Below are 25,411 nucleotides of genomic sequence, written 5' to 3'. Positions count from 1 at the left end.
TTTTTAGTTATGAATACTTCTTTTTTTGCGGGCCAATTTAAAATATTTTACCGGCACCCAGAGCATGCCAAATACTTCAGAACCGTCCCGATCGGTTGTTTTATGGTGTACCTTGTGGCCTATATTAAGGGCTTTAAGATAAGTGTTGGAGGTTTTATGAAATAATTTTATCCGGCGGTGAATAAAAATATCGTGCACCAGAAAATAAGTTAAGCCATACAAACTAATGCCGGTGCCAATCCAAAAACGATAATCCATTTTTTCGCTGCCATAAATAAAAAAGAGCATGGCCAGCACCCCGTAGTAAGCAAAAAACAAATCGTTGCGCTCAAAAGCGTGGTTATGCCGCACGTGGTGCGAACGGTGCAAAAACCACAACCAGCCGTGCAATATGTACTTATGGGTAAACCAGGCTACACCTTCCATGAGCACAAAAGTAACCAATACAATACCAATGTTCGCCAGCATAATTAAACAACCTAAAAATTATGTTTATGTTTAAAATAACCTTTTTACCAGGTAAATTTTTCTTTCTTCAGAAAAGCGGCTAAACCCCGCTGGCAATCGGCGGTGCCGCGGGCCACTGCATTCATGTCGGCTGCGTAGTGCAGGCTTTGTTCCAGGGTAAGATCGGGCAGATGGTAAAGCATCTCTTTTACCAGTTCCATCGATTGCCCTGAGTTTTCCCGGCAAAGCTTTTGGGCAAAATCAAACACGGCGGCTGGCAGTTCATCGGGCGGTACCACGTAATTGACCAGGCTTAAGGCCAGGGCGCTTTCGGCAGAAATCAAATTGCCCGTCAGTAATAATTCTTTCGTACGCGATTCGCCTATTCTCCGGAGTAAAAAAACGCTAACTATGGCCGGAATAAACCCAATTTTTACCTCGGTATACCCAAACTGCGCTGCGGGTACGGCAAACACCAAATCGCAAACCGCCGCCAAACCACAGCCGCCGGCAATGGCGTGGCCGTGCACCTGGGCAATTACTACTTTTTTGAGCGTATAAATTTGGTGAAACAACTGCATGAGGTGCGTAGAATCATACAGGTTTTCGGAGTAAGAATTCTGGGCCAAAGTATGTAAATAAGCCAGATCGGCACCAGCACAAAATACATCGCCGGTAGCCTGTAACACCACCACTTTACAGGTGGCGTCGTTTTCGGCTTGTTCAAAAGCTAGTTTTAACTGCCGCACCACTTCGTAATTGAGCGCGTTGCGTTTATCGGGCCGGTTTAAAGTAATGTACCCTACTCTTTCTTCTGATTTGTATTGTACAAAATCCATAGGCCAAAATGCGCTGTTTATTCTGTCAGATACCGCCGGAACGTTTTATAAGTTGCCGCCTGAAACCATATTGGCCGAAACGTATCTTATTACTTTTTGTACTTAGCCGGCGGAGTTAATTTTTAGTGGTCGGCAGGTAACCCAGGTATGCCCCGTTCTTATGCTGGTTGTAATAAATTATACCAGCTTGGGCCAAGGCTTGTTCCAGGCGTTGCTGGTACCGGTAGCCATTGGCACTGCCAATAATTATTCTTGTTTCTTTTAACTCCGTTGGCCAGCGGTTTACCGGGAAATACGCATTTTGGGTTAACAAGATGTAATCGGGCTTAAGTTGAGCCAAGCTTTCCAGGTTAAGCCGTTGCCGCAAAATGAATATTTTTACGCCTTGCCAATGTATCAACCAATTATCATCGGGCAATAGCCGCACCGGCACCGTTGTTGTTTTCCGGAGGCTGTTGGGTAACGTGTCGTGGCTAACTACTGCCAGACCGGCTTGCTGCACGTGGGGTTGCAACACATATTGCGCGTGCCGCGGGTTAAAGAAAAAGCTACTATCGGCGAGCAGGTGCAAATACTTACCCTGAACAAATCCTAAAGTTGTAGCGCGGTGCGTGTGGTAAATTACCCAGTGATTATTTTGGTTACGGGCAATGGTTTGGATTACTTGCAGGCCGCAGAAACACATTAATAAACCCGTAAACAAACCAAAATACAGTAGCTTTTTACGTACCAGAAATGCCACCAATAAAACCAGGAGCCCATACAGCAGCCAGGTTTGCACGACCGTAAGGCTAAAACCATCTATTACCGGAAAAGGCACCCGCAACAACCAGGCATTGCTTTGGTTCATAAACGAAAGCAAATACGTTAAACCTATCCCCAGCTTAACCGCTACGGCCGGCCACCACGTTAAAGCCAGTAACAGCAAGCCCACTATTAATGCTACGTTAGAAAGAGTAATGGCCACCAGGTTAGCCATCAGAAAATAAACCGGGAACTGGTGAAAATAATAAAGCGTAAGCGGCAAGGTGGTAATTTGGGCGGCCACGGTAGCGCAGGCCATTTTCCAGGTAAAATTTAGCGGGTAAGCCGCTGGGGTAAGCAAACTTTGGAGTTTGGGCGTAAAATATACAATACCAAATAAAGCCAGAAACGACAACTGGAAACCTACATCCAGCAAATAATACGGGTTTATGAGCAGCAGCAGAAAAGCCGTAGCCGCCAAGGTATTGTAAATATTGGTTTGCCGCCGGAAAGTATCGGCAACTGCCAGGAACCAAAACATAAGCACGGCCCGAAGCACCGACGGCGACAAAGCCGTTACAAAGGCATAAAAGCCAAAAAAGCTGAATAAAATTATAAACCGAAAATATTTAAACCGGCGGCGTTTACTCCATTTGCCCAGCAGTAAGTTAATTATCCAGAACAATACTGCTACGTGTAAACCCGAAACCGCCAACACGTGCATAGTGCCCGACCGCGAAAAGTTAGCTTTAATGTCATCGGGCAAAGCATCCCGGATGCCTAACAGCAAAGCCGCGCCTACTGCGTATTCGCGCTCCGCAGGAATATACCGGCGCAGTTGGGCATCTAGCCGGTTCCGGACCCGAATACTCCAATCCATTAAAGCATAATTAGGTTCCTGGCCCAATTGCTTAAACTGTTGACCAGCTAAATAATGCTGGTGGTATACTTGCTGGTTGGCTAAATAGCGCTGGTAATTAAATTGGCCGGGGTTTAAGGGTGGTTGTACAGGTTGCGACGCTCCTTTAACCAGCAAAATGGCCCCATAAGTTAAAGCCGGCGCCAAAGTATCTTTTTTAAGGCTTAGGCGTACCCACCCGGTGGTTTCTTGCCAGGTTCCGTTGCTTTTTACGGCTTTCACCCGCAAGGTAGTACTTGTGGTATGGGGCTTACGCACTATATAATCGTCTACCACGCCCACGTAATGGCTAATGGTACCGCTATGCCGACTTAGATTAGCTGACTGGTGCCGGGCCGTTCGGTAATGCGTCAGCACAAAGCCCAGGATAAACAGCAATAGTAAACCAGTGAGCCCCGTTACATCGGTTAAAAAGCTTGATTTCTGAAATCCGGCAAAAAAGAAAAGCGCTAAAGATATACCACTAACAATAACCAAAAGCCAGGGAAGCCAAACGGGTAACTGACCAACTGCTAAGTACGCCAGAATACCGGCACTCAGAAAAAAAGTAAAGCGTAGAAAAGGGAAAGGCGCCCACCTAAGCACACAATACCATTTTATAATGTAAAATATCGCACTCGCTAAACAGGTCGCCTTCGGTTACAAAGCCCTGGCGCTCGTAAAAAGATATCGCCGGTAATTGGGCGTGCAGGTAAACCGTTTTGCCGGGATACGCGGCTTTTACATCCTGTAAAACTTTATGCAAAATATGGCTACCCACCTCCTGGTTGCGGTAATCCGGTAATACGGCAAAACGCTCTAGTTTTATGCCTTTGTCGGTTTGGCGCCAACGGGCCGCACCGCAAGGCACCCCGTTTACAGTAGCCAAATAATGATGCGCCGTTTTTTCATGTTCGTCATATTCGGCATCAGCGGGAACTTGCTGCTCTTCTACAAACACTTTTTCCCGAATGGTAAAAGCCGCATCTAAATCCCGTATATCTTCAATCTTGCTAACAAAAACCATTTGTTTGTATGTTCCACGTGGTACGTAGGCCATATTCAGGCATTTAGGTACTACGCAAGGTTTTATATCCAGAACCGATAGTAATATTTCGTGTTTAAACCGGTATTTACCCTAAAATGAGCTTTAGCCAATAGTACGGTAAAACCGGTTTAAACAGCTAGCGCGACAAACGCTACTTATATGATTTACCTAACCCTTAACCATTAGCGCCGGCGCTTTCGGCGTGGCGATAATTATTGCGGGGCTGGTAATTCGTGTCGCGGGTTTGGGCTTGTTCTTCGGCTTTGGTATACGCTTCAATAATTTCGCGTACCAACCGGTGCCGCACCACATCTTCGGGCTTCAGTTCTACCATTACAATACCTTTCACGTCGCGCAGAATATGAATAGCTTCTATTAACCCCGATTTTTGCTTTGTAGGCAAATCTATCTGGGAACGGTCGCCGTTGATCATGACTTTCGAGTTCGGGCCCATCCGGGTCAGGAACATCTTAATTTGCATGGGCGTGGTATTCTGGGCCTCGTCGAGGAGCACAAACGCATTATTTAACGTGCGGCCCCGCATATACGCCAGCGGCGCTATTTCTATTATTTTGTTTTCGTAATAATATTTAAGCTTTTCAACCGGAATCATGTCTTCCAGGGCATCGTAAATGGGGCGCAAATAAGGGTCTACTTTATCTTTCATGTCGCCGGGCAAAAAGCCGAGGTTTTCGCCGGCTTCTACTACGGGCCGCGAAATAATTATTTTTTTAACCTCTTTGTTTTTTAAAGCCCGCACGGCCAACGCTACCGAAATATACGTTTTACCGGTTCCGGCGGGCCCCAGGGCAAATACCAAATCGTTTTTTTCTACAGCATCTACCAGGCGCTGCTGGTTGGGGCTTTTGGCCTTAATCAGGCCGCCTTTGCTGCCGTAGAGCAACACATCAGGCGCAGCCGGCACCGCTTCTTCCGGGGCCTCCGCTTCCGGCGATATATATTTATTCACGTTGGTATGCGTTATTTTGCCAAACTTATGGTAATGCTCAATCAGCGAAGAAAGAATTTCGTTAATCTTCGCTATTTCGGGCGTTTTACCTTGTATTTTAATTTCGTTGCCCCGCGAAATAATCTTGCTGCTCGGAAAAGCCGCCGCGAGTTGCTTAATATTCTGATTCTCAATTCCCAGGAAATCTATCAGGGATATATTCTCCAGGGTTATAATTTTTTCTACCAAATTGCTCTAGGTTGTTTACCGTTTAAACTGAATTATTCTTCTAAAATATTTCTACTTTTGCAATTAACAAATATTGTGCAAATTTAATTCGTAATATATGCCTCTGATTACGTTTTTATCTGATTTTGGATATACTGATCATTACGTAGCAGCGGTTAAAGCCAGCATTCTGAAAATCAGCCCCCAGGCGCAAATCCTGGACATTTCGCACGCCATCGACCCGTTTAATATTGCCCATGGTTACTATGTGCTGCAGGCCGTTTTCCAGGATTTTGCCGAGGGCACTGTACACCTGGTAGCCGTAGACTCCCAAGGCAACGCCGATGGCCGGTACCACGCTGTAAAATACAAAAACCATTATTTTTTAGCGGCCGACAACGGCATTTTATCTTTATTAACCGAATCGCGGCCCGACCTGTTGATAGAAATTAACACCGAAGGCCCGGCAGCCCACCCGGCTAAACAAATTCTGGGCCCGGCGGCGGCTTTTCTGGCGCAAGGCGGCGACATACGCGAACTGGGTACCGAAACCAAAAACATGCGCGAGCTCCTAAACCGACAACTCCGCCTAACCGACCACGCCATTACCGGCCACGTAATTCACGTAGACCATTACGGTAACCTGATAACCGATATTACCCAGGACAGCATTGACGCCATTGGGCACGGCCGTACCTTTACCGTTAAATTTGGCCGCGAAACTGTAGAACGCTTTAGCACCAACTTTAACGCCGTAGACGAAGGCGATTGCGTTTGCGTATTTACCAGTTCGGGGCAGCTTACCATTGGTATTAACAAAGGCAACGCCGCCGAACTCCTGGGCCTTTACTTCGATTCGCGGGTAGATATTAACTTTTACCCGGCGGTGTAAAGATTTGGGTTATACCCGCCAACCCCTACAGAAATATTCTCTTAACTTTTATTTTTCTTACGAGTACATACCAAACACTAATAGTGTAGCGGGCAACCAGGCAAATAATATTACCATGGGCATACCCAAAAATTAAAAATTATTGACTTTTTGAGCGCTGGTATTTAAAAACTAAGAACACAATTATGTTAATACGGGTGGTACGCATGACTTTCCGGGAAGACGAAGCGGCTTCATTTTTAAATATTTACAAAAATGCGCAATCCGAAATCCGGAATTACCCGGGCTGCCGGCATTTAGAGCTGTGGCGCGACTCCAATCACCCGTATATTTTTACCACTTACAGCCACTGGGATTCCGAAGAAGTTTTAAACCAGTACCGGCACTCGGCTTTCTTTGCCCAGGTTTGGTCCGAAACCAAAAGTTTATTCTCCGCCGCACCGCAGACTTTTTCGTCGGTGGTAGTAAGCTTTTAAGCTGGCTGGCCAATAAGGCATAAATACCTGGAAACAAACCGTGCCAGAAGAACTACTTTTTATAAAAACTAAAAATGCAAAACTACTTTAGCTTTTACGAGATACCCGAAAGCTTTCTGCCCGACGAAGGTTTGATAAAGCAGAAATATTACGCGTTTAGCCGGCAATACCACCCCGATTTTCACGCGAACGAAACGCCCGAGAAGCAAAGCGAAATATTGGCGCTCTCTACGCTAAACACCAACGCTTACCGCACCCTGAGCAACCCCGACCTGCGCATGCAATATATACTGCAGCAGCACAACCTGCTCGAAGAAGGCAAAAACAACGAATTGCCCCAGGACTTTTTAATGGAGATGATGGACCTGAACGAGCAATTAATGGAACTGGAATTTGACTACGACCCGGCCACCTACCAAAAGGTTAGCCAGGAAGCTACGGGTATTGCGGCCGCCCTCGATGCCGATATTTTACCAACGCTGAACCAATACCCTATGCTGGAGGGTTTTACCCACGACGAGGCCCTGCAACAGGTAAAAACTTATTATTTAAAGAAAAAATATTTATTGCGAATTCAGGAAAGTTTATCTAAGTTTGCATCCCAATCGTAACACAGGGCACAGAACTAATCGGGTTCGACCCCGGCTCTGGGTACATAAATATTGGAAATTCTACCTGCCCAGATGGCGGAATCGGTAGACGCGTTGGTCTCAAACACCAATATCTTCACGGATGTGCCGGTTCGACCCCGGCTCTGGGTACATTAAAAGCCTTGCAAGTTATTTGCAAGGCTTTTTTGTTTTTAGCAACTTTATAAACTGTTTTTAAATTTTCAACGATGTTAGGTTGTTGGTTAAAGATGTAATAAATATATTAGCACAAGAATCATTATTAGGTGAGTATTAGATGATAAAACCTAATAGATAGAAGTTGCGAAAGTTGTAAGATCTTGATCATAAGATCATAAACATTTAAAACATATGTCTAAAAAGCAGGAGCAAGAAAGCCAATCTGACGAAAATAAATCATCCGAAGAAAAAGACATAACATCGCAAAAGGCGCCTATGTGCGGCTTGATTATGCCAATTTCCGATACTAATGGTTACTCTATTGGACACTGGCTAGAGGTTAAAGAAATGTTAACTGAAACAATTGTAGAGCTTGGTTTTAATTGCAGACTTGTTAGTGAAGCGGATGAAAGCGGTAGTATTCAGAGCCGCATTATTTACAATGTATACAATGATGACATTGTTGTTTGTGATGTAAGCAGTAGAAATCCTAACGTCATGTTTGAATTAGGTTTACGACTTGCTTTTGACAAGCCTTTTGTTATAGTTCATGATGGGCAACTACCCTTTGCTTTTGATATAAATACGTTAGAACACCTTCAGTATCCTGCTGATCTGCATTTTTTTAAAATTAAACAGTTTAAAGGAAAGCTTTCTCAAATGCTAAAAGCCACAAATAGGGCATCTAAAGACCCCGGCTACTCTGCATTTTTGAAAAACTTTCCCAACTTTATTTCAAAAGGGTTGACTCAACAAGAAGCTAATGAGACCCAAATTATTTTAAACAGTTTGAACCAGTTAACTAATGAAGTAAGGGCTCTAAAGAAGACTGAAGGTGAAAAATATTGGATTTCTTCCCAAGATAACCCATATGGAGGATCATTAGGCTTTGTTGCTAGGAATTTTAAAGTTCCAAATGAAGATCTAATTTCTTATGGTACAGTTCTTCCTGTTGAAGATATAAAGGAAACATTACTTGAATATTTAAGAGTAACTGATATAGGGTTTGAAAAATTAGAAGACAAAAATAAAAGGGAAGATGTAATTAATAAAGTAATTAATTATAAAAAGTATCCGGGGTTTACGCAAGGAGAGATAAGAGCATTTATGAACAAATATTTATTAAATCTCTATAAAGATTCCAAATCATAAGCAAGCATATATCTAGATTTTGCCTTCGCCGTGTCAGGTGTTATCACCTGACACTTACTCTGCATAATGCGTAATAAATCTCCAATCATCTACATTTAACAAATAATACCGGGCAATGGAGTAATAATAATTCTCCGGCAAATCTGCTAGCTTCCATTTTTCCTGCACCGGAGCCTGGTGAATATAATCCAGCTTTTGTTCAAACACCGGCCTAGACCACAATGGTACAGATAACGGCCGGTGTTCCCATATCTGATAAGAGCGGTCTTTTACCTGTACCCGAAATTTCGCCAGTACGGCCGGATGGCTTTGTGTAAATCAAATTTAATCTGTTGGGCGGTATACTTCAGAAAATCCCGTTGCACATCGGCTTGTTTAATATGCTCCCACATTTGCCAGATTACATGCAGGTGGTTGGGCATTAAAACAAAGCCAAACAGCTTTATCCGCTCTTTTTCTACCAAGAATTTCAAGCTCGCCATTATAATATCTTTGTATTTGTCTGGTTTTAACAAATGCTTCCAATCCAAAGCCGTGGCGGTAAAAAATTGCGGGTGTTCTGTGAGCATAATTAAAATTTGGTTTGATTGTCTTAAAACCGCAACAAGGGAAATGGTGTCAGGTGATAACACCTGACACGGCAGCAGATTATTGTTTACTAAAATAGTATTCTTTTACAAAGCGTCTGATGCGGCAACTAAATTTAATTTAAATTACAAGGCTGGGGCTTTCAATTCAAGCGGCGGGCTTCTAATGAATCCAGAATTTCCGCCTGCGCAATTCCTCCGCAGAAAAAGTTTGGGGTAATATTTCAGCTAAATAAACCAGGAAAATATACAAAATATCTCTATGTTTATGTGCACGAACACGCATTTCAAGTTTCAAGAAAGCCTTAAAATCAGTTATTAGCTATGCGCGCGGCAGAAAAAGCTTTTATTTGATACCTGGTTGTTAATAGTTTAATAAAAATTTCCTCATCTGGCATTAAGTTTATGAAAAAATTATTATTTGGTGCATTACTCTTTTTATTCATTACCCATACCGCTGCGGCGCAGGAAAAATGCCCTATTATTCCGCTGCCCCAAAGCTATCAGCAGACCAACAGTACTTTCCGGCTCACCAACCAAACTGCCATTGTACTCGCCGACCCTACTTTACAACCGGTAGCTTATTTTTTACAGAAAGAAATATTAAAGCAAACCGGACAAACCCTGGCTATTCTGCCTAAAAAACAAGCTGGTCCGCAAATAATATTACAAGTTGCCAAAAGCAAGCAGGCACAGCCTGAGGCTTACCAACTTACTATTGCGGCAGAAAAAATAGAAATAAACGCGGCCCAGGCGCACGGTGCTTTTAATGGGGCCATATCGTTGTTGCAACTGATAAAGCAAACGCCGTTGAAGGAGAATACTGTGGTGCTGGCCGGCTGCAAAATTACCGATGCCCCGGCGCTGGCGTGGCGCGGATTAATGCTGGATGAGTCAAGGCACTTTTTTGGCAAAGAAACCGTGAAAACATTATTAGACTGGATGGCTTTTTATAAGCTTAACCGGTTTCATTGGCACTTAACCGATGCCCCCGGCTGGCGCCTCGAAATAAAGGGTTACCCCCGGTTAAACTTAGTAGGGGGCGTGGGCAACCACTCTAACCCTAATGCAGCCGCTACTTATTACACCCAGGAAGATATAAAAGAAATAGTAGCTTATGCCGCCGAGCGTTTTATAGAAGTAATTCCGGAGATTGATATGCCAGGGCATGCCGCTGCGGCCAACAAAGCTTACCCCGAGTTTAGCGGCGGTGGCTCGGCCCGTTATCCCGATTTTACTTTTAACCCGGGCAAAGAAGACACCTACAGCTACTTAACCAAAATATTGCGGGAAACTGACGTGCTTTTTCCGGGCAAAAAAATACATTTAGGCGGCGATGAAGTACATTTTGGCAACGAAAAATGGAAAACCGACACCCACGTGCAGCAGCTTATGCAAACGAAAAAACTGCCCGATTTAAAAGCCGTGGAGTTTTATTTTATTAAAAGAATGGCCGATTCGCTGGCCCGCATTAACAGCAAAATATTGGCCTGGGACGAAGTAGTACCCGCCGATTTACCGGTAGAAAACACCATTATTTTTTGGTGGCGCCATAATTTGCCCGATCAGTTAAAAACGGCTTTAGCCAAAGGCTACCAAGTGGTTATGTGCCCCCGCATTCCGTTTTATTTCGATTTTGTGCAGGATGCCAACCACCTGTCGGGCCGGAAATGGCAAGGCGATTACAGCTCCCTGGAAAAGCTTTATGCTTTTTCTTTAAACTCCTACCCGAGCATTATTACCGAAAAAAATAGAAAACAAATATTAGGCTTTCAGGGCGCCCTCTGGACCGAAACCATTGCGTCTGAAGCGCGGCTAGAATACATGCTCTTTCCCCGGATAAGCGCTTTGGCCGAAGCCACCTGGACTACCCCGGAAAAGAAGAATTTTGATGCGTTTAAAGGCCGCATGGCAGGCCATTTTAAACTATATCAGCAAGCGGGTTTACAGTATTACAACCCACTGCAACCAAACTCCCGCCCCGAAATTGTCGATATTTTCGAGAACAAAGCGATTGAATAAAGCCTGTTTTAAAGCCAATGGGTTTTAAGTTAATTGTAAAAGTCCTTAGCCAAGCTTTCATTTATCGTTAGGCATGAAAGCTTGGCTAAGGGCTGCTGCCTTAAAAGCTTAATTTATATTCTGATGGTTGAGCATCCAGTTAATGCCGTATTTATCTTTTAAGGCGGCGTAGTAAGCCCCCCAAAACATATCCTGCAGCGGCATTGATACTTCGCCGCCTTCGGCCAGGGCTTTATATAGCCTTTCGGTTTCTTCCCTGGTTTCGGGTTCCAGATTAATGTGCATGTTGTTGCCGGGCTCTACTTTAAAACCCATGCTTTCCGGCACATCAGTGGCCATCAGTACATGTCCGTTCATAATGGTGAGTTCGGCGTGAATAATTAGATTTTTATTTGTATCGCTTATGGGCGGCGCATCGGCCGGCATTTGCAGGTCGCCGAACCGCTGCAGCCCGTTACCGGTAAATTTGCCGTTAAATACCTTCTGATAAAAATTTAAAGCCTCTTCGGTATTGCCCGGAAAATTTAAATAAGTGCTTACCCGTGCCTTATTACTGGTTTTATTTTGCTGCCGCAGTTTAAACTGGGTACTTAAATAATGATCCAGATTTTCCAGGCCGGCGGTAAAGCCTTCTTTAAAGCCCATCTGCATTACGGTTTCTAAATCTTCCAGCTTTTCGAAGCTTATGGCAATGTTCACAACGGTGGTGTCGTCGGTTGGGGTAAATTCGTTTTCCCACAACGAGCGGGGCATACTATGGTCGATATTTCCGTTCTCGTCGCAAAAACCATCCAGTCCTGAAAAGCTTTTCTGGGGTTGTATGCTTTTGTAGTCGGCACGGCACCAGTGTTCTTCTCCTTCGGGCCCCACCATGGCGTACAACCAACAGCCGCCCTCGGTAAAGTCCATCGATTTGGTTTTGGTTTGCCAGGGCTTGGGCGCCCACCATTGGTCCAGCAGTTGGCTTTCGGTCCAAGCCGACCACACCAGCGGAAGTGGCGCATCGAACTCCCGTTCTACCATAATTTTTTTGTTGGCTTTGTCTACCGCAAAGTTCATTAACAGGACATCTCTCATTTTTTTTGCTTTTTTAGGTTGTTTAATACTTCATCTAATTGGTTAAAGCGTTTTTCTAATAAGCCTTTGAACTGTTGCAGCCACTTTTCAATTTCCTGCATTTTATCAGGGTTTAAGTGGTAGTAAATTTCTCGCCCTTGCTGCTCCTGCTCCACCAGCTCACACTCGGCCAGAATCTGAATGTGTTTAGATACTGCCTGCCGGCTACTGTCGAAATGTTCGGCAAGTGCATTGGGGGTCATGGTTTGCACGGCCAGCAAACATAAAATGGCCCGTCGGGTTGGGTCGGCTATTGCCTGGAAAACATCTCGTCTCATGGTAAGTAATATTATATGCAACCATTCGGTAGCAATTATACGCGCAATTAATTAGTTGCGCAAATTTATTTCCGTTTTTTTATGAATTACTTATTTCCAGGGAGATAAGGTGCTTGGTTTAACGGGCCGCAACTATATCTATTATGTCCTATAAACACTTCTGCCTTTTAGAATTAAAATAAAAGAAGGAATTAGCTATAAAAACTACTAATCCTATACCTCCAAAAAGCCCAGCATTTTTTGAAAAAACATAAAGCCAAGGATAAATTGCTAAAAGCAGTATACAGAAATAAAATATGGTACCCATTAAAGTAAATTGAGGAGACTTATTACTAGCATTTATTACTTTAATAAACCGTAAGGTTGAGGCAAAAACCACTATTAATGTAAAGAAAATAAAGAAAAGGAGTATATATATGAGGCTTAGGCCTATATCGCCATACTCTACCGCAGCATATAAACTACCACTAACAAATAATAATATAATACTAAGTGTATACTTAAGCTTTATCATTTATTTTTTCTAATATTTTTCCTTACAAATATGTTAGCAATGGCGCCTCTTTCTAATAGTTATCAAAGTACCGGGTTAAAAGTTTTTTATTCTCTATGTCCACTAGGTAAGTTGCTTTATTGCCATTGTCTGTTGAATCAAGTCGTTTAAAAAGAAAGCATTCTTTGCCCAGCGTTTTTCCTACTACTTTACCTAAACCTCCTTGATAATCATATCTGTAAAAGTCAGATGTATCTAGACGAACAACTGCTTCTGGTACAGCAAATTCATAATAACCACCCTGTTGTTTTACATCAATTATTGCAGCACCTTTTATTAGTTCTATGGCTTCGTCCTCTGTTGGGAAATTTCCAGCATAGGCGCCTCTTTGGTAACCGAACACGTTTGTCCAAAATCTGACTGCTGCATTATTAGCAGGAAAGACGAATGGCTCAAAACCTACAAAAATGCAACCAGAAGATGTTGAGGCCACACGAGTCTCTCTGTCGATGCCATGGTAAGTCTTTGGCCCACCTATTCCCTGTAGTAAAGCTGTCCCAGCGAAATAGCTGGCAGACCCCGTCAAGAAGTTACAACTAGGAACAAAGAGCCAAGCAGAAAAAATTATATACCATTTTAAACTAGATTTCTTAACAATCAAATAAATTAAGATAGCAAGCCATGCGATGAATCCCAATGGCGAAAGCAGGAACATCCAAAAAGTCGCCCAGGAAATCATCAGGCCTGCAATTGCCCAAGACTTTGCTTCGCTTTTTACTTTTCGGTCTGTTATCATAATTGCAGTATTGCCAACGGGCCGCGGCTAAGGCACGCTTTAGTGTGCTTTTGCTTGTGTTGTGTGACGTATTTATTCTTCTGGTGTGCTATAATCAAAAACTTCTGCGAAATCCATTTGTTCTTCGTTCCACTCAAAAGCATTTCCGTTTGAGGAGAAAACATTTTCAAGTTTAGGTTCTATTTGTAGAGCCTCGTCCAAGGTAATAATTGTAAGGTTTTCTGGGTTATTTATATAATCATCTTCTTCGTTTCCATGGAATAATTGCCAGCCGCTATCTTGTTCGTTGCTTATGTTTCCGCGTAAAATCCAATTTATTTCTTTCTTTTTAATCGCTTCGAGTGAAATAATAGCTTTTAAATTCTCATCAAATGGAGGTTTAATTAGAATAGATGCAATGTGACCTTTATTGAAATTGACAATGTCTCCAATATTAAGGTCATTAATATAAACTGGTTGATTAGTTAAATAGCCCTTGCATATTTCATTGTTTATTTCTAAAATTTCAACCCACATTCTTTCATCTCTACAGTTGTCATTATTCTGAACATTGAGCACATATATTAGTCTGACAAAATCTCCTTCTTTCAAATTATCTAATTCTTCAGGAGTTGGAGCTAAAAATCTTCTGGGATTCTCTTTTTGTTTTTCAGTAATATCTTCTAGATAATAGGATTTTGCCATTCTTTTATTTTCAACAGGATATTTCTTTGTATGACTAACAACTCATTTATAAATGTAAGCTAACTAAAACCCACTTATTTTCTCTTTTCCAAATATTTAACTACCGCCAGTCTGATATCGGCTTGGGGGTTGGGCAGCACCGTATTTGTGGGTAATATTTTAAGAACTTCGGGGTTCTTTGGATTAAGAAAACCCAGGTTAGCTTCCTGGCCGGTAAATAAAAAATCGGTAAGGGCTACCCGGTACGTTTTATTTATAGCCAGAGGCTGGTTTTGGATGCGCCAGGTATTGCTGGCAGCATCAAAACTTACCGTTTCGTTGTAAAGCAGAAAGCCACCGTTACCGGCATTCTTCCGGCCTTGGGTCAATGTTTTTTCGAGTAAGCTGCCTTTTAGTATTACTTCTTTAATGCCCCCGCCAAAAGGTAAAGTTCGGAGAATATCGTACTGTGTAACCGGGGCCGGCAAAATATCATCTACCCGAATAGAACCAGCGTTTACCAAAACCACCTCGGCAAGCGGCGCAGCTTCGGCTACCGCTGCAACAATTAACCTGGTTAAATTAGTAGGTTGCCTTCTTACCTGGCTTTCCCGTCCATCCAGGGGTTCGGTTTGGGTAAGCAATATTTTTTGGGCATCAAAACCCAGGGCCTGGTAAGTATTATCGGCAATGCGGGTCCATTTGTGTACCACCTGGGTGGTGGCACTATCCAGGGCTACGGCTTCGTTCAGGTATTTTAACTCTGGCCGGGCAACAACTTTCTTTTCTTTTTTATCCAGGTTTAGCGTTACGGCATACGCCGATTTGGCATTGGCGTGGGCTTTGGTAATAAATACGTTGCCTACTTTTTCGAGGCGCATATCGTGTTCGTGGCCGCCCAGAATAGCTGCTAAACCGGGTAATTCACGAGCTAAAATTAAATCTTCCCGGATGGTTTGGTGGGTAATGGCTACTATGGCATCTACCGAATCTTTTAAACCGTTGTATAAGTCTTTTGCCGTGGTCAGGGCATCGGTGTAGGTTACGTAACTGGCTTTGTTAAACGGCAAGGTCAGGCCTATAATGCCAATTTTAGCGGTAGTACCATCGGCATCTTTACAGGTTAAGATTAAGGATTTAGGGAAAGAACTGGTTTGCGCACCGGCCGTTCTGGCAAAAGGTATCGTTTGTCCGTTTACCCGATGAAAAACATTAGAAGCAACCCACTTAAAAGCCGATTCGTTTAGGCGTTCTTGCAATTCATTTTCTTTAATGTCAAATTCATGGTTACCAAAAACGGCCAAATCCAATCCGGCGGCATTCAGGCCCTCCACCATTTGCTTACCCCGGATGGGCTTGCCTGCGTAGGGCAAACTGTTATACACCGAAGGGCTTAAAAAATCGCCGGCCATTATTAAAAAGGTATTCGGATTTTGCCGTAAATATTCCTTTTTTAAAGTAGCTACCCGGGCCAGGCCGCCTTCTTTGCCGGCTGCTAAAGGCTCAATCTCGTACACATCATTTATCTGCAAAAAAGCTACTTCTATCCGGCCATCGTCGGGGGCGGTTTGGGTAGCATTTGGTACAGTTTTACAAGTAACGGTACCCAGCAGCAAGCCGATAACAGCACACCGGATTAAATATTTCATACCCTTAATTTAGCAGGTTTAACTGTTAAACCCAATAAGTAAAATGCTGTTTTAAAGTTAAAACTAAGCTAAATATATTATGGGCCTATTGCATGGTTTAAAATATTACCTGTTGCTGATTCGGCAAGCACCAGTGGCGTAAATTCGCTATTAGTTACAAGTTGCCAATCCTGCCCAACCTCAGAATAGGGGTTATTACCGGTTATCAAGAGCCTGCTAATAGATTTTTGTTGTTGCAAACCTTAATAGCATTATAACTAAGCCCATTATATCTTCTAACATCGCTTAAAACATAATGCACCTGTGGGCGTTATTCCTAAAAAACTTTACTTTTGGATACACTTATACGCCCATTCTCCTACCCGATGCCAATCCTTTACCCGGTACGCCTGTTTCTTTTACTTTTTATCTTCTTATGGTTAGGCTTATCTAAACAAAATACCGCCTTTGCCCAGGCCAAGGTAACTTTAAGCGGCACGGTACGGGCCGGCGATAGCGGCGAAAACCTGATTGGCGTTTCGGTGCAAATTCCGGAGGCACAAGCGGGTACCAACACCAACACCTATGGTTTTTACAGCTTGTCGGTCGCGCCGGGTACTTACACGGTTATTTTCTCTTACGTGGGCTACCAAACACTAAGCCGCCAGGTAACCATAAACAGCAACCAAAAATTAAATATTGATTTACCGGCGGGTGCCCAGGAACTCGGCGAAGTTTTAATTAATGCCAGCAGCCTGGAAGAAAAATTAAAAAGTACCCAGATGAGCGTAGAGCAATTAACCGTACGGGAAGCTAAATTATTGCCGGCGCTGTTTGGCGAAGTAGATATTCTGAAAACCTTGCAACTAAAACCCGGCGTGCAATCGGGCGGCGAAGGCAGTGCCGGTTTGTACGTACGCGGCGGCGGCCCCGACCAGAATTTATTTCTCCTCGACGAAGCCACCGTTTACAACGCCTCGCACTTGTTTGGCTTTTTCAGCATTTTTAATTCCGATGCCGTGCGCAGCGTAGATTTGTACAAAGGTGGCTTTCCGGCCCAATTTGGCGGGCGGTTGTCGTCGGTGGTAGATGTAAAGCTAAAAGAAGGCAACAACAAAAAATTTGCGGCCAGCGGCGGCTTGGGTTTAATCGCCTCGCGCCTGACCTTAGAAGGCCCTCTGAAGAAAAACAAAGGCTCTTTTATTATTTCGGGCCGCCGCACCTACGTAGATGTTTTTACCCGGCTCCTGAACAAAGTAAACGAAAACGACCCTGACTACAACCCTATTCCGGGCTATTATTTTTACGACCTCAACGCTAAATTAAATTACGACCTCGGCGAAAACGACCGTATTTACCTCAGTGGCTACCTGGGCAACGATTTAATTGGCTTCCGGAACAGCGGTTTTAATTTTGATTTTAACTGGGGCAACAAAGCCGGTACCCTGCGGTGGAACCATATTTTTAATCCTAAATTATTCGCTAATACTGTTTTTACTGCATCCAGCTACAATTACAATATTACCAACAGCATCCAGGATTTTAGTTTTAACTTAAACTCCAACATTAAAGATTTAAGTTTTAAAACCGATTTTGATTATGTACCCGGCAATGCGCACGCCTTTAAATTTGGGGTTCAGGCGGTACACCATACCTTTAACGTGGGTCGGCTTAAAGCCGGCTCCGAAGACAACAGCATTGCTTTTAATTCGGGCTCGGCCTATACCGGTATAGAGTACGGCGTATATGCCACCGATGACTTTAACCCCAGCCCTAATTTTACTTTAAACTACGGCGTACGATTCTCGGGCTTTACCAATGGTAAAAGCAACTTTACCGGTCTGGAACCGCGCTTATCGGCTCGATATGCCTTATCTGAAAATACCTCTTTAAAGGGCAGCTACACCCGCATGATGCAGTACATACACCTGGTTTCTAATTCCGGGGCTTCGCTGCCAACCGATATCTGGTACCCATCTAACAATACTGTGCGGCCCCAGCGGTCGCACCAGGTAGCCCTGGGTTTAAGCCATTTATTGGGCCGCGGTAAATATTTAATTACCAATGAGGTGTATTACAAATGGATGCTAAACCAGATTGATTTCCGGAACGGTGCCCAGCTTTTTGTAAACAATAACCTCGACGAAGAATTTTTATTTGGCCGGGGCCGCAGTTACGGCAACGAATTATATTTCGAGAAAAAAGAAGGCCGCACCACTGGCTGGGTGGGTTACACGCTCTCCTGGACTTACCGGCAATTCTCTGATATTAACGAAGGTCGCTGGTTTCCTAATCGCTACGACCGCCGACACGACATAAGTGTAGTGGCTTTGCACCAGTTGCGCCCGCGCCTGCACCTGACCGGCACCTGGGTATATGGCACCGGTAATGCTTTTTCGGTACCGGTTTCACGGATTATTTTACAAGGCCAAACCGGCAATAACGAAACATTTGTACCTATTTACACCGAACGCAATGCGTACCGGCAAGCCGCTTACCACCGCCTGGATCTAGGTTTGGTGTACAAACTGCGGCCCAAACGCGGCGAATCGGACCTGAGTTTTAGCGTGTATAACCTGTATAACCGGCGCAACCCATATTTTGTATATTTTGAGCAAGTGAAGGCCGATGACGACCGCACAACCATTGGTTTCCGCGGCCGCCAGGTTTCTTTATTCCCGGTAATACCTTCTGTTACTTATAACTTTAAATTCTAATGCGTTTACCCAACTATAAATATAGTATTTTTAGCCTGCTGTTGGGCTTAGCCCTGTTGCCGCTGGCTTGCAACATGGAAAAAGATTTTGAGGTAGATTTGCCCGTAGTTGCGCCCCAGTTAGTGGCCGAGTGTTACCTGGAAGTAGGCCAACCGTACCGCCTTACTCTTACCGAAAGCAGCAGTTACCTGGCTCCACCCGAATTGCCGCTGGTAAAAGATGCCACCGTGGTTATTATTTACAATGGCCGCCGCGACACTTTGCGTTACGACCCGCATTACGATAGTAATACCCGGAAATATTATACCCACTCATCTAACACCCGCGTGCGGGGCCGGGCCGGCGATACCTATACTTTAGAAATAACCGATAAACAAGGCCGCCAATTAACCGGCACGACCACTATTTTACCCGTTGTAAAGCTCGATACCGTAGAATACCGCTACAATGACCGCGGCAAAGCTTTTCTGGTAGCCAAGTACTCCGACCCTGCCAACATTAAAAATTATTACTTTTTTAGTGTGCAACGGAATGCCGCAAACAAAAGAGCCGAAACCGACTATACCGCCGATGATATTTTGAACGACGGCAAAGCCGGGGCTTTTGGCACCGGTTATGATTTTGAAAAAGGCGATACCGTTATTGTTTCATTGTTTCACCTGGAAAAACCTTATTACGATTTTTTTAACTCCGTAGAAAATGCCCGCGATGCCAACGGCAACCCTTTTGCCCAACCGGCCAGCTTAACTTCTACGGTAAAGGGCGGCTACGGTGTATTTACCTCCCTCGTATACGACCGCCGAAAGATTATTCTAAACTAAAACACCGCCGTATAATTAAGCTGTATTGCCTTCATTTATCGGACACACGGCAAAAAAGAATATTATTTAAAAAATTATTTAAAGTTGAGGTGATAATTAAGTAAGAACCGGATTAATCATAAAAAAAGCCTATGCAGACTTTAGAAAGCCCGGTAATGGCTACCGATTGGCGCCAAGCTTTTATAACTGACCGGGAAAAAACCCTAACGCAACTATACGCCCAAACTTACCCCATGGTACTGCACTATGTAAAGCAGCATAACGGCACCCCTGAAGATGCCCAGGATTTATTGCAGGAAGCCATTATATTATTTTACGAGAAAATTATCCGGGATGAACTTACTTTAACGGCGGCCGTTACCACTTATTTGATGAGCGTTTGTAAAAACAAATGGCGGCAGGAGCTCGAAAAACGTAACCGTCGCACCCGGAATATTCCCGCCGAACTGGCCAATACCTGGGAAGAGCCCATAACCGAACCCACTACCGCCAGCCTTAACCTGCTTGATTTTGTGGCCCAGTTAGGTAAAAAGTGCCAGGATATTTTAGTATCTTTTTACTATCAGCAAAACCCAATGCCGCAAATTGCCGCGCAACACCAATATCGCAATGTGCATACCGCCACCGTGCAGAAATTTAAATGCCTGGAGCGGCTCCGGAATTCGCTGGCCACTTTTACGCCTCAGGATTTCCGGTAAAAAGCGCTATAAACCAGAATACGCCGAGTGCTTTGCCAAGAAATAAATTATTTAATCTAAACTAAAACGTATGCGCCCCGCCTTAGCCGAAATAAAAACTCTGGAAGCTTACCTAACCGGTACTTTATCTCCCGCAGAACAGCAGGATGTAGCAATACGGCTGCTCTGGGATCAGGCTTACGCACAAAAAATAAGCTTACAGCAATTGGCTTACGAAGCCTTACAGGTTGCCGGTCGGCAACAGTTAAGGGAAGAATTAAAAGCTATTCATAACCGGTTGTTTCCGGCTTAAATAATCGGGTACAAATAAAAACGGGCTAGTGGCAATTCTATTAAATATATAGAGCTGGCGCGAGTGGAAGTTTTCCCAAATAGAATAACAGCCGCCATGGGTAGTGTTATTACCGCCAACCTTTTAACGTTTACCGGGCCACTTGCCATAAGAACAGGTAGAAGAGCAAACATTAATGACAATTTTAATATTCTAAACAAGTTTTATTCGTAACCTGCATCAGCGTAAATTTTTAGTACAAAACAAATTCCGTTTATCTTCTTTTTCTTCCTTTAAAATATTCCTGCTGTAAATAGTAAACCGGCCGTTTGGGGCGGTCAGGAATAGCTATGTCTTTTAAAATCAAAAATAACCTTGAAATATATGTATACTTCTCAATATAATACCCAGGATTTCCGGCGATTTGCGGTGCACGGCCGGTACCAAAACGGCTTGGCCGTAGATAAATATATCTCTCACGTAGAAAACATGACCCGTTCGGTTATTGAGGAACGGCCGGTAAATTTCCGGGAAGTAGATGTTTTTTCGCGGTTAATGGCCGACCGGATTGTTTTTCTGGGCACCGCCATCGACGATAATATTGCGAATATTATTGTGGCGCAGTTGCTTTTCCTGGAATCGGCCGACCCGAAGAAGGATATTTTATTGTATATCAACAGTCCGGGTGGCTCAGTGTATGCTGGCTTGGGTATTTACGATACCATGCAATTTATTAAGCCCGATGTGGCCACTATCTGTACCGGCGTAGCCTTATCGATGGGCGCGGTTTTACTTTGCGGCGGCGCTCAAAATAAACGCTCGGCTTTGCCCCACGCCCGTGTCATGATTCACCAGCCATTGGGTGGGGCACAGGGCCAGGCCTCCGACATTGAAATTACCACCCGCGAAATCTTAAAACTTAAAAAAGAGCTTTACGAAATTATTGCTCACCACAGCGGCAAAAGCTACCAGGAAATACACGATAACTCCGACCGCGATTATTGGTTACGGGCCGAAGAAGCCAAAGCCTACGGTTTAATTGATGAGGTTTTGGTGCGGTAACACAAACGCATTTATCATTCTTAAATAAAATACAACCTGCACCGGTAAACTGGCTGGTGCGGGTTGTTCTTACCAAAATAAATTACCTAAGGTTTAAAGGATAATAAAAATGCACGACTTTTTCGGGCGTTGCCCCGGTACCTTTGTAAAACTGAACGGCGTAATCATCTACTTCGTCGGCTTGCACAAATACTTCTTCTACCCCAATCTTTTGGCAATATTCGGTAATGCTTTGCATTAATATTTTGCCTATGCCTTGCCGCTGCCATTGGGTTTTAACGGCCAAGTCAAAGACATATACCAATGGCTTGGTGGCGTAATACTGGTGTAAGGTGTAAGCTGTTAATCCGCCCACTACTTTATTTTCCAGCAGGGCTACAAAAACAAAAAAGTCTGTATTATTCAATAATATCTGCAGGTGCGTATCGTCGGGTATTGCAAAATTTTCCATTTCGAAAACATCTTCAAACAACCAGATTAAATCTTTAAACTGTGCCAGATCCTGCGAATCGAGTTTTTTGATTTGAACAGACATTTTATTTAACGGTTTTGTAAGAAACTAAGACTTACCCCCAAATTATATTGTTGTATTCAAAAGCATAACTAGTTTGTGCCTGGCCGGCATTACAAATAGTTACCTGACCAAACCGACCAGCATAGGTGTTAACTCAAAGGTATTAATTTTAGAACTAACGGCCGGATCGTTGGTGGCTATTTGGTTTGCTTCTTCTTCAGATGCTACTTCCATTACAGCCAGCCCAAAAACACCTTTGGGGTCGAGCACCGGTCCGTACACAATCGCTTTCCTGTTCGCAAATAAATCGGCCCAATATTGCATGTGTTGCTGCATGGTGGCTTTTTCGTGTTCATCCATATCCAGGTTAAAGGTAGGCCGGGGCGGTATTAATTTGTACAAAAAGTGTTTCATGGTGTATATTTTTAAATTAAAAACTAACCTAGATTGCCGCAACAAACAGCTTCACTCCTTCTCTACTAAATCTTAAGCCCGTTGCTTTACTCTTTTAGTTGCGCCTCAAAAGGCGATGCGGGTAACTGCTCTTTGTTGTACAGGTTGGCCCCAACCGGATTATCGGCCCAGGCGTACCTAACCGCTACGGGTTTAGCAATAGTGTCGTGCCACACCACTACCTGATTGCCTGTTATTTTGGCCTTGGCCCACACGTATTTTTTATCGGGGCCCGCAACGGCAAAATATTTTAATTCTGGCTGGTTCCGGGCTATCAATCCGCTGCCGGTATGCGCAAACGTGAGTATCAGTTTATTTCCCTCGCGCTTCATTGTTCTGTAAATAGGCCCCGACGACACAACTTTTTTATCTCCATAAACCAGGTTCCGGGCACTAAGGGCTAAGCGTTTACCTACTACTTGTTTATTTAACGGATGAATATCGTTCCATTCGCCGGCATCAATGGCCACGGCCATAGCGGTATTGGGTACAGCCAATAAATTGAATTGCGCTTGCCTTAATGCCGCCCAGTTGCTTTCGGTGGGTTGCTTTTGGGGTTCCATAAAATTGGCAAGCTGCACGTAAATAAAAGGTAGTTTGCTTTGCTGCCAGTGTGCCCGCCAATCCTGAATTAAGGTTTGCATTAAAGCGTTATAATTACCAGGGTTATCGGTGTTAGATTCGCCCTGGTACCAGATAACACCTTTTATGCCGTAATTTAGCAAGGGAGCAATCATGGCATTAAACAAACCGGTGGGTTTCCAGCGAACAAAAACCTGGGGCGCCATCGGTTCCATTTTAGCGCCTAATTTGTATTTCCAGGTTCCAGTCAGGTCCAGCGAATCAGTGCCAATTACCAGTTTATACGGTTTATCCGGCACAAAGCCGCCCCGCCCCGATTGGTTAATAACCCGGACGGAAATTTCATTTATACCGGCTTTTAAAATAGCTGCCGGAAACACATATTTGCGAGGTGGATACTGGTAACCTGTGGTGCCTACAAATTTACCGTTAATGAATACCGAATCGGCATCTACAATTCTGCCCAGGAGCAATTTGGCCGGTTTACCTACCAAGTGCGGGGGCACATTTATTTCTTTCCGGAACCACACCGCCCCATTTACCAGGCCCAAAGCATTATCGGCCCAATAGCCGGGCATTTCTGTCTGAGGCCACGCTGCATCGTTTAACAACGGACTGTACCAATTTTGTTTTAAGCCGATATCGGTTTGATTTAAAAGCCCAAACCATTTATTATTTACTTCTTTGTTGGTGTTTTCAATCTGGTTTATCAGGTCAGGGTTTTTAAACCTTTGGGCTTCGGCATAAAGCGACGGAAATTTCTTAATAGCCGGTTCGCTGATCCAGGCTTCGGCCGGCGAACCGCCCAGCGCCGAATTAATGAGCCCGATGGGTACTTTGTACTGGGTATATAAATCGTGGGCAAAAAAGTAAGCTACCGCCGAGAACTTTAAAATATCTTTTGGATTTACCTGCAGCCACTTGCCGGTTTCTACATCGGGGTTAGGTGCTTTAAAATTATACCGGTCTGGCACCTCAAATTGCCGGATATACGGGTTATTGGCCTGCGCAATAATAGCGGCGTATTTATCGCCTACCCTTTCCATGGGCAACTCCATGTTAGACTGGCCGCTGCACACCCACACATCCCCGAAAAGAATATTTGTTATAGTAATGGTATTGCTACCGGCAACGGTCAGGTTAAATGGCCCGCCTGCTGGTTGCGGAGGCAAGCTAACCACCCAGGTTTTATCTGGACCAGTAACCGCATTGTATTTTTTTTGATTAAACGTTACCGTAACTTTTTCGTCGGGTTGGGCCCAGCCCCAGATTTTAGTAATGGTGCCTCTTTGCAAAACCATGCCATCGCTAATCAGGCGCGGTAACTTAACCTCACAGAAAGCACACGTTGCCGGCAAAAAAAATATTAAGAAAAAGAATGCTTTAAATTTATTCATTTAGTAAGCTAAAATATGCGGAGTTTAAAGTTTTATTCTGGTGTTAATTTTAAACCCGTTGTATTAGGGGTAGGTTGTAAATTATTGCATTATGTTATAAATTTATACGCGGCAGTAATTGGCCAATAGATATGGTTGTACTTACTCCCATCCGGAGAGATATGATTAAATAATTTGCACGAAAAACCTTGTTATGGCACAGTTTAATTTTTTTCTTTTATTATAAAAATTTCAGGATTTGATTTTATTGGCTTTGGGGTTAAAGATAACGTGGCTTGTATATCTTGTCGTAGTATTTCAATAACCTTTTCTTTAGAAAACAATATTCTGTTATCGTCAGGATTCTCAGTCATTTGGTACCAATAAACATTCTCGGAGAGAACAAAAATATTATTTGGTAATTTATCTATTTTAATAAAATTAGCTTTACCAGCTTCTGTTTCCTCCCGTAAGCTATAATCATAATCCTGGTTAAGTCTGGTATAGTTCTTTTCTTTCCTATGTTCTTTAGCAGGTTTTGCCATATGCCCTTCGATATAAAGAATACCAAACTTGGGGTTATAAGAATATACCGACAGTACTAAATGTTGCCCTGCATTAGTCTTAAATAAGGAATAACTATTTAGATTATTATATCCGGCTTTTTTAAGTTCTTCTATAATAACCGGAACTACTTCATCTTCTCTAAGCCAAGCAGTAGTCATAGTTCTTCCTTTTAATTTAACATTTACAGAAGATTTGGCCTCTCCTATACTAGATGTATAAACAAATCCATTAGAATTCTTGTTGAAGTGCACCATAAAGTTATAGTAATTACTAGTATCTAGCTTACTGGTAAAACTTTGGGCATTG

General features: G+C 43.5%; 25 protein-coding genes and 1 tRNA gene. 11 read left to right on the top strand and 15 right to left on the bottom strand.

Features of this window, described 5'->3' with window-relative positions:
* Positions 1-3: 3 nt before the first annotated feature.
* The 5 genes from ACO1R6_RS10640 to ACO1R6_RS10620 all read right to left on the bottom strand — a co-directional run bounded on the left by ACO1R6_RS10640 (position 4) and on the right by ACO1R6_RS10620 (position 5,174).
* A complete protein-coding gene (locus tag ACO1R6_RS10640) occupies positions 4-468 on the bottom strand; it encodes a sterol desaturase family protein (RefSeq protein WP_486264588.1) in 465 nt (154 codons plus the stop codon).
* 44 nt (positions 469-512) lie between these two features.
* Positions 513-1,286 (bottom strand): enoyl-CoA hydratase/isomerase family protein, encoded by a 774-nt coding sequence (locus tag ACO1R6_RS10635; protein WP_486264586.1) that lies wholly within the window; start codon positions 1,284-1,286, stop codon positions 513-515.
* Positions 1,287-1,401: 115 nt separating this feature from the next.
* Positions 1,402-3,534, bottom strand: coding sequence for a ComEC/Rec2 family competence protein (locus ACO1R6_RS10630; protein WP_486264584.1), 2,133 nt, complete (start codon positions 3,532-3,534; stop codon positions 1,402-1,404).
* Positions 3,527-3,988, bottom strand: a complete 462-nt coding sequence (locus ACO1R6_RS10625) for a GNAT family N-acetyltransferase (protein WP_486264582.1) — start codon at positions 3,986-3,988, stop codon at positions 3,527-3,529. The genes ACO1R6_RS10630 and ACO1R6_RS10625 overlap by 8 nt, the downstream gene beginning before the upstream one ends.
* 163 nt (positions 3,989-4,151) lie before the next feature.
* Positions 4,152-5,174 carry a PhoH family protein gene (locus ACO1R6_RS10620; protein ID WP_486264580.1) on the bottom strand — a complete coding sequence of 341 codons (1,023 nt, stop codon included), beginning with the start codon at positions 5,172-5,174 and terminating at the stop codon, positions 4,152-4,154.
* Positions 5,175-5,271: 97 nt separating this feature from the next.
* On the opposite strand from ACO1R6_RS10620, the gene ACO1R6_RS10615 reads away from it, so the two are divergent.
* The 5 genes from ACO1R6_RS10615 (at position 5,272) to ACO1R6_RS10595 (ending at position 8,461) form a co-directional block, all read left to right on the top strand.
* Positions 5,272-6,045: an SAM hydrolase/SAM-dependent halogenase family protein gene (locus tag ACO1R6_RS10615; protein ID WP_486264578.1), complete on the top strand. Its 774-nt coding sequence runs from the start codon at positions 5,272-5,274 to the stop codon at positions 6,043-6,045.
* A gap of 185 nt (positions 6,046-6,230) precedes the next feature.
* A complete protein-coding gene (locus ACO1R6_RS10610) occupies positions 6,231-6,521 on the top strand; it encodes a putative quinol monooxygenase (protein WP_486264576.1) in 291 nt (96 codons plus the stop codon).
* Positions 6,522-6,595: 74 nt separating this feature from the next.
* The gene (locus ACO1R6_RS10605; protein WP_486264575.1) at positions 6,596-7,132 is read left to right on the top strand and encodes an iron-sulfur cluster co-chaperone HscB C-terminal domain-containing protein; all 537 of its coding nucleotides are present in this window, start codon (positions 6,596-6,598) and stop codon (positions 7,130-7,132) included.
* Between the two features lie 66 nt (positions 7,133-7,198).
* Positions 7,199-7,282: transfer RNA gene (locus ACO1R6_RS10600), tRNA-Leu, on the top strand.
* A gap of 219 nt (positions 7,283-7,501) precedes the next feature.
* Positions 7,502-8,461, top strand: a complete 960-nt coding sequence (locus ACO1R6_RS10595; protein WP_486264573.1) for a hypothetical protein — start codon at positions 7,502-7,504, stop codon at positions 8,459-8,461.
* Positions 8,462-8,730: 269 nt separating this feature from the next.
* On the opposite strand, the gene ACO1R6_RS10590 is transcribed toward ACO1R6_RS10595, so the two are convergent.
* Positions 8,731-9,030 (bottom strand): transposase, encoded by a 300-nt coding sequence (locus ACO1R6_RS10590; RefSeq protein ID WP_486264572.1) that lies wholly within the window; start codon positions 9,028-9,030, stop codon positions 8,731-8,733.
* A gap of 423 nt (positions 9,031-9,453) precedes the next feature.
* On the opposite strand from ACO1R6_RS10590, the gene ACO1R6_RS10585 reads away from it, so the two are divergent.
* Positions 9,454-11,070 carry a beta-N-acetylhexosaminidase gene (locus ACO1R6_RS10585; protein WP_486264570.1) on the top strand — a complete coding sequence of 539 codons (1,617 nt, stop codon included), beginning with the start codon at positions 9,454-9,456 and terminating at the stop codon, positions 11,068-11,070.
* Between the two features lie 108 nt (positions 11,071-11,178).
* On the opposite strand, the gene ACO1R6_RS10580 is transcribed toward ACO1R6_RS10585, so the two are convergent.
* From ACO1R6_RS10580 to ACO1R6_RS10560, 5 genes are all read right to left on the bottom strand, one after another.
* Positions 11,179-12,147, bottom strand: coding sequence for an SRPBCC domain-containing protein (locus ACO1R6_RS10580; protein WP_486264568.1), 969 nt, complete (start codon positions 12,145-12,147; stop codon positions 11,179-11,181).
* Positions 12,144-12,464, bottom strand: a complete 321-nt coding sequence (locus tag ACO1R6_RS10575; protein ID WP_486264566.1) for an ArsR/SmtB family transcription factor — start codon at positions 12,462-12,464, stop codon at positions 12,144-12,146. The genes ACO1R6_RS10580 and ACO1R6_RS10575 overlap by 4 nt, the downstream gene beginning before the upstream one ends.
* Before the next feature lie 566 nt (positions 12,465-13,030).
* Positions 13,031-13,753 (bottom strand): hypothetical protein, encoded by a 723-nt coding sequence (locus ACO1R6_RS10570; protein WP_486264564.1) that lies wholly within the window; start codon positions 13,751-13,753, stop codon positions 13,031-13,033.
* A gap of 72 nt (positions 13,754-13,825) precedes the next feature.
* On the bottom strand, positions 13,826-14,437 hold the full coding sequence (locus tag ACO1R6_RS10565; protein WP_486264562.1) for an immunity protein Imm33 domain-containing protein: 612 nt from the start codon (positions 14,435-14,437) through the stop codon (positions 13,826-13,828).
* 74 nt (positions 14,438-14,511) lie between these two features.
* Entirely contained in the window at positions 14,512-16,065 is a 1,554-nt protein-coding gene (locus ACO1R6_RS10560; protein ID WP_486264561.1) for a bifunctional metallophosphatase/5'-nucleotidase, read from the bottom strand.
* Positions 16,066-16,397: 332 nt separating this feature from the next.
* Between ACO1R6_RS10560 and ACO1R6_RS10555 the strand changes: the two genes are divergently transcribed.
* From ACO1R6_RS10555 to ACO1R6_RS10535, 5 genes are all read left to right on the top strand, one after another.
* The gene (locus ACO1R6_RS10555; RefSeq protein WP_486264560.1) at positions 16,398-18,761 is read left to right on the top strand and encodes a TonB-dependent receptor; all 2,364 of its coding nucleotides are present in this window, start codon (positions 16,398-16,400) and stop codon (positions 18,759-18,761) included.
* Entirely contained in the window at positions 18,761-19,582 is an 822-nt protein-coding gene (locus tag ACO1R6_RS10550) for a DUF4249 domain-containing protein (RefSeq protein ID WP_486264559.1), read from the top strand. The genes ACO1R6_RS10555 and ACO1R6_RS10550 overlap by 1 nt, the downstream gene beginning before the upstream one ends.
* Before the next feature lie 131 nt (positions 19,583-19,713).
* Positions 19,714-20,280, top strand: coding sequence for an RNA polymerase sigma factor (locus ACO1R6_RS10545; RefSeq protein WP_486264557.1), 567 nt, complete (start codon positions 19,714-19,716; stop codon positions 20,278-20,280).
* Between the two features lie 70 nt (positions 20,281-20,350).
* Complete coding sequence (locus ACO1R6_RS10540) at positions 20,351-20,572, top strand: hypothetical protein (protein ID WP_486264555.1); 222 nt, start codon at positions 20,351-20,353, stop codon at positions 20,570-20,572.
* Positions 20,573-20,935: 363 nt separating this feature from the next.
* On the top strand, positions 20,936-21,613 hold the full coding sequence (locus ACO1R6_RS10535; RefSeq protein WP_486264554.1) for a ClpP family protease: 678 nt from the start codon (positions 20,936-20,938) through the stop codon (positions 21,611-21,613).
* An 82-nt stretch (positions 21,614-21,695) separates the two neighbouring features.
* Here ACO1R6_RS10535 and ACO1R6_RS10530 read toward each other — a convergent pair whose 3' ends face one another.
* The 4 genes from ACO1R6_RS10530 to ACO1R6_RS10515 form a co-directional block, all read right to left on the bottom strand.
* Complete coding sequence (locus ACO1R6_RS10530) at positions 21,696-22,148, bottom strand: GNAT family N-acetyltransferase (protein ID WP_486264552.1); 453 nt, start codon at positions 22,146-22,148, stop codon at positions 21,696-21,698.
* Positions 22,149-22,247: 99 nt separating this feature from the next.
* Positions 22,248-22,541 (bottom strand): YciI family protein, encoded by a 294-nt coding sequence (locus ACO1R6_RS10525; RefSeq protein WP_486264551.1) that lies wholly within the window; start codon positions 22,539-22,541, stop codon positions 22,248-22,250.
* Between the two features lie 86 nt (positions 22,542-22,627).
* On the bottom strand, positions 22,628-24,559 hold the full coding sequence (locus tag ACO1R6_RS10520) for a sialate O-acetylesterase (protein WP_486264549.1): 1,932 nt from the start codon (positions 24,557-24,559) through the stop codon (positions 22,628-22,630).
* Positions 24,560-24,762: 203 nt separating this feature from the next.
* Positions 24,763-25,411: hypothetical protein (locus ACO1R6_RS10515; RefSeq protein ID WP_486264547.1), on the bottom strand; the 649-nt coding region annotated here is incomplete at its 5' end.

It is taken from the genome of Adhaeribacter sp., from assembly GCF_057359045.1.
Note: the sequence above shows the minus strand (reverse complement) of the source record. Positions and strands in the feature narration are given on the sequence as shown.